General features: G+C 68.5%; 5 protein-coding genes. 3 read left to right on the top strand and 2 right to left on the bottom strand.

What is annotated here, in order from left to right; translation table 11 throughout:
• On the top strand, positions 1-1405 hold a 1405-nt coding region (locus VNR91_RS08430; RefSeq protein ID WP_325490327.1), incomplete at its 5' end, for a DNA gyrase C-terminal beta-propeller domain-containing protein.
• Positions 1402-1749: a DUF952 domain-containing protein gene (locus tag VNR91_RS08425; RefSeq protein ID WP_325490326.1), complete on the top strand. Its 348-nt coding sequence runs from the start codon at positions 1402-1404 to the stop codon at positions 1747-1749. The genes VNR91_RS08430 and VNR91_RS08425, both read left to right, overlap by 4 nt.
• 221 nt (positions 1750-1970) lie before the next feature.
• On the opposite strand, the gene VNR91_RS08420 is transcribed toward VNR91_RS08425, so the two are convergent.
• Positions 1971-2636 carry a lysoplasmalogenase family protein gene (locus VNR91_RS08420; RefSeq protein WP_325490325.1) on the bottom strand — a complete coding sequence of 222 codons (666 nt, stop codon included), beginning with the start codon at positions 2634-2636 and terminating at the stop codon, positions 1971-1973.
• Positions 2637-2695: 59 nt separating this feature from the next.
• Here VNR91_RS08420 and trmFO point away from each other — a divergent pair, with 59 nt between their 5' ends.
• The gene (gene trmFO, locus VNR91_RS08415; RefSeq protein ID WP_325490324.1) at positions 2696-4012 is read left to right on the top strand and encodes a methylenetetrahydrofolate--tRNA-(uracil(54)-C(5))-methyltransferase (FADH(2)-oxidizing) TrmFO; all 1317 of its coding nucleotides are present in this window, start codon (positions 2696-2698) and stop codon (positions 4010-4012) included.
• Positions 4013-4108: 96 nt separating this feature from the next.
• Here trmFO and VNR91_RS08410 read toward each other — a convergent pair.
• On the bottom strand, positions 4109-4506 hold a 398-nt coding region (locus VNR91_RS08410), incomplete at its 5' end, for an EF-hand domain-containing protein (protein ID WP_325490323.1).

The following is a 4506-nucleotide window of genomic DNA, read 5'->3' as shown; positions in this document are numbered from 1 at the left end:
CGCGATCCTGGATCTGCGCCTGCACCGCCTGACCGCGATGGGCCGCGACGAGATCGGCGACGAGCTCGCCAAACTCGCCGAGACGATCGCCGAGCTGCTCGAAATCCTCGGCAATCGCGCGCGGCTATATGAAGTGATGGTCGCGGAGCTGACCGCGGTGCGCGATGCTTACGCTACCCCGCGCCGCACCGAGATCGCCGCGGCCGCCGACGGCATCGACGACGAGGACCTGATCGAGCGCGAGGACATGGTCGTCACCGTCACGCTCGAGGGCTATATCAAGCGCACCCCGCTCGACACCTTCCGCGCGCAGAATCGCGGCGGCAAGGGGCGCGCCGGCATGGCGACCAAGGACGAGGACGTCGTCAGCGAGCTGTTCGTCACCTCGACCCACACCCCGGTGCTGTTCTTCTCGACGCTGGGCAAGGTCTATCGCATGAAGGTGTGGCGCCTGCCCGAGGGCGGGCCGGCAACGCGCGGTCGGCCGATGATCAACCTGTTGCCGCTGGCGACCGGGGAGACGATTTCGACCGTGCTGCCGCTGCCGGAGGACGAGGCCGAATGGGGCGCGCTCCACGTCATGTTCGCCACCGCCAAGGGTTCGGTGCGGCGCAATTCGATGGACGCCTTCACCAACGTGCCCTCGAACGGCAAGATCGCGATGAAGTTCGAAGGTGAAGACGAGGACGACCGGCTGATCGGCGTCGCGCTGCTGGGTGAAGGGGACGACGTGCTGCTCGCCACCCGCCAGGGCAAGGCGATCCGCTTCGCCGGCGACGACGTCCGCGAGTTCCAGAGCCGCGCGTCGACCGGCGTTCGCGGGATGCGGCTGGCGGAGGGCGACGAGGTCATTTCGCTTTCGATCCTCCACCGTTCAGGCGCGACGCAGGAGGAGCGCGAGGAATATCTGCGCTTCGCCCCGTGGAAGGCGACCGAGCGCGAGGGCGAGCCGACGATGCCGCTTGACCGGTTCGAGCATCTGCGCGCGCACGAGCAGTTCATCCTGACGGTGTGCGGCAACGGCTATGGCAAGATGTCGTCGGCCTATGAATATCGCCGTACCGGGCGCGGGGGTCAGGGCATCACCAACATCGACAACATCGCCCGCAACGGCCCCGTCGTCGCCAGCTTCCCCGCGACCAAGGCGCAGCAGCTGATGCTGGTGACGGATCAGGCCAAGCTGATCCGCATCCCGCTGGGCGACCTGCGCGTGATCGGGCGCGGCTCGGCGGGCGTGCGGCTGTTCAACGTCGCCGACAACGAACATGTCGTGTCGGCCGCGCGGATCGAGGAGAGCGAGGACGAGGCCGAAGCCAATTTGGGCGACGGCGTGACCGAAGGCGCGCCGACCCCCGACGCGGACACCGGCGAGGATCTGGCGGCGGGGCCGGACGGCGGCGAATGACCGCCACCACCGCCTACAAGGTGCTGACCGCCGCGCAGATGGACCTGCTGGAGCAGGCGGGTAGATTCGCGGGCGCGCCGGTCGATCTGGCCGACGGCTATATCCACCTGTCGACCGCGCACCAGCTCACCGAGACCGTCGACAAGCATTTCGCGGGGCAGGACAATCTCCACGTCGCGGCGGTCGACCTCGAGGTGCTGGGCGCGGCGGTGAAGTGGGAGGAGTCGCGCGGCGGCCAGTTGTTCCCGCACCTCTATGCCCCGCTGCCGCTCGACGCGGTGATCGCCTACGGTCCGCTGGAGCGCGACGCCGATGGCACGGTGCGGCTACCCGTCGCGGGTTAGGGTTCGTCCGGTCGAAACCGGATCGCCGTCGTTTCCACGATCGTCCTCCCCGCCCGGGCGAGGCCTCTGCAAAACTCCCCGTTCGTGCTGAGCTTGTCGAAGCACCGTCCTTCTTCCTCGCACCATTAGAAGAAGGAGGACGATGCTTCGACAAGCTGAGCACGAACGGAGGTGTTGCTCCCTTTTCGCTGAGACCTCGCCTGCGCGAAAGCGCCGGTATTTCACAACCGGTGATGCAGCGCATCCCCCGGTGCTTCCTTGACCAGCCGCCGCACCACGCCGAGCGCGATCAGCGCCTGCCCGGCCAGATAGGTCGGCCACACCAGCCAATCGGGGATCGGCGAACCCGCCAGCGGGCCGATCCGCGCGAAGATCAGCCAGTCGGACACCACGAACAACATCGCGCCGATCGCCACCGCTCGCGGAAACCCGCTGATCAGCGCCGCCCCTGCCATCGCCCCCAGCCCGGCCGCGTAGATCGCGATCCCCGGCCCTGCACTACGGTCGTCGGGCAACAGGTAAGACACGAACGGCACCAGGATCAGCGCCGGCAGCGCCGCCATCAGCGGCCGCGCGCGATGGCGCAGATAGAGCACCACCGCGACAACGTGCCCCGCCAGGAACGCCAGTGCCCCGATTTCCAGTCCGACCGCATCGAGCAGAACGTCGCCCAGTGCCCCCAGCGCCAGCGCCGCCGCGATCAGCCAGCCGTCCAGGTTCCGCGCGTTGGCCGCCGCCCACAGCGCCAGCAGCGTGACGCCGCTGCCCTTCCACACCGTCGCAGCGACGCCATCGACGCCCGACCAAACCGCCAGGAAATAGCTCGCCCCGCCGACGATCGCCGCCCAGAACAGCCAATTCGCGCGCGCGCCCTCTCCCAATCCCATCGCTTTGCCCTATGACCGCCGCATCCACCCGACATCAGTATGGACGAAGCGCGAGGCGAATGGCGAATCATCAGGTGCACATCATCGGCGGCGGGCTCGCCGGATCCGAAGCGGCATGGCAACTGGCCGAAGCGGGCGTGCGCGTGCGGCTGTCGGAAATGCGCGGCGGCGGCGCCAGCACGCCCGCGCACCAGGGCGCCGGGCTGGCCGAGCTGGTGTGCAGCAACAGCTTCCGTTCCGACGATGCCGACAGCAACGCGGTCGGGCTGCTGCATCAGGAGATGCGCACGCTCGGCTCGCTCATCCTCACGCAGGGGGACATCCACCGTGTCCCCGCCGGATCGGCGCTTGCGGTCGACCGCGACGGCTTTTCCGAGGGCGTGACCGCGGCGCTCGCGGCGCATCCCAATATCGAGATCGTGCGCGAGAAGGTGGAAGCATTGCCCGACGCCGGCCTGACCATCGTCGCCACCGGCCCGCTTACCGACCCGGCGCTTGCCGCCAGCATCGCCGGCACAACCGGCAGCGACGCGCTCGCCTTTTTCGATGCGATCGCGCCGATCGTCCACCGCGACTCGATCGACACCGACATCGCCTGGTTTCAGTCGCGCTGGAACAAGGGCAGCGGCACCGACTATATCAACTGCCCGCTCAGCAAGGACGAATATCTCGCCTTCCACGCCGCGCTGCTCGCCGCCGAAAAGACCGAATATCGCGAGTGGGAGAACGTCCCCTATTTCGAAGGCTGCATGCCGATCGAGGTGATGGCGGAGCGCGGGGTCGACACACCGCGTTACGGCCCGATGAAGGGAGTCGGGCTCGACGATCCGCGCACGGGGCGCTGGCCCTATGCGGTGGTGCAGTTGCGGCAGGACAATGCCCAGGGCACCCTGTGGAACATCGTCGGCTTCCAGACCAAGCTCAAACATGCCGAGCAAGTGCGTGTGTTCCGGACGATTCCGGGGTTGCAGAATGCCGAATTCGCCCGGCTGGGCGGGCTGCACCGCAACACCTTCATCCGCTCGCCCGAACTGCTCGACCCGACGCTGCGGCTGAAGGCGCGGCCGCACATCCGCTTCGCCGGGCAGATCACCGGCTGCGAAGGCTACGTCGAAAGCGCGGCGGTCGGCCTGCTCGCCGGACGCTTCGCCGCCGCCGAGATCGCCGGGGTGGACCTGCCCCCGCCCCCGGTCGAGACCGCGCTGGGTGCGCTGCTCCATCATATCACCGGCGCGGCGGTGGCGGAGACCTATCAGCCGATGAACATCAATTTCGGCCTGTTCCCGCCTATCGAGGGCCGCACGAAAAAGGCCGATCGCAAGCGGATGTACACCGACCGCGCCCGCGCCGCGCTGGCGGGGTGGCTGGGACTGTAAGACGCGACACCCTCACCCCTCTCCCCGCGCGGCCTCTTCCCTCTCCCGGCGGGAGAGGGAAGGAGCGCCGAAGGCGCTGAAGGGTGAGGATGAGGGCTAATCTCCCTCCTCCACCGGCACCGGCGCGCACGGCACTCGCCGCGCCGGGGCACGCTTGACCGCGGTGGTGGCGAATTCGGCGGGGGTCAGCACGCCCGATCGATCCTTGTCCGCCGTCGTGAACTTGTCGATCGTCCTGGCCGCCCATTCGTCGAACGACAGCCGGCCGTCGCCATTGGTGTCGAGCTTGGCGAACGCCTTGCGCCGCGACAGCAGATATTCCTCGCGCGCGATGCCGCCGTTCTTGTCCTTGTCATAGCGCGCGAACCGCTTCTGCTCGCGCGTGCGGGCCGATGCGGCGGGCAGCGGTGCCGCGTCCTCATCCTGCCCGATGTCGGCGGCCAGAGCGGGTCGCGGCGGCGGTGGTGGCGGTGCCTCGGTGGTCGCGCTCGATC

The organism is Sphingomonas sp., assembly GCF_035555815.1.
Classification (GTDB): Bacteria; Pseudomonadota; Alphaproteobacteria; order Sphingomonadales; family Sphingomonadaceae; genus Sphingomonas.
Note: the sequence above shows the minus strand (reverse complement) of the source record. Positions and strands in the feature narration are given on the sequence as shown.

Bases quoted from the DNA above. Each gene is read 5' to 3' on its own strand.
- VNR91_RS08425 (WP_325490326.1), top strand. From the start codon at position 1,402: ATGACCGCCACCACCGCCTACAAGGTGCTGACCGCCGCGCAGATGGAC.
- VNR91_RS08420 (WP_325490325.1), bottom strand. From the start codon at position 2,636: ATGGGATTGGGAGAGGGCGCGCGCGCGAATTGGCTGTTCTGGGCGGCG.
- trmFO (WP_325490324.1), top strand. From the start codon at position 2,696: ATGGCGAATCATCAGGTGCACATCATCGGCGGCGGGCTCGCCGGATCC.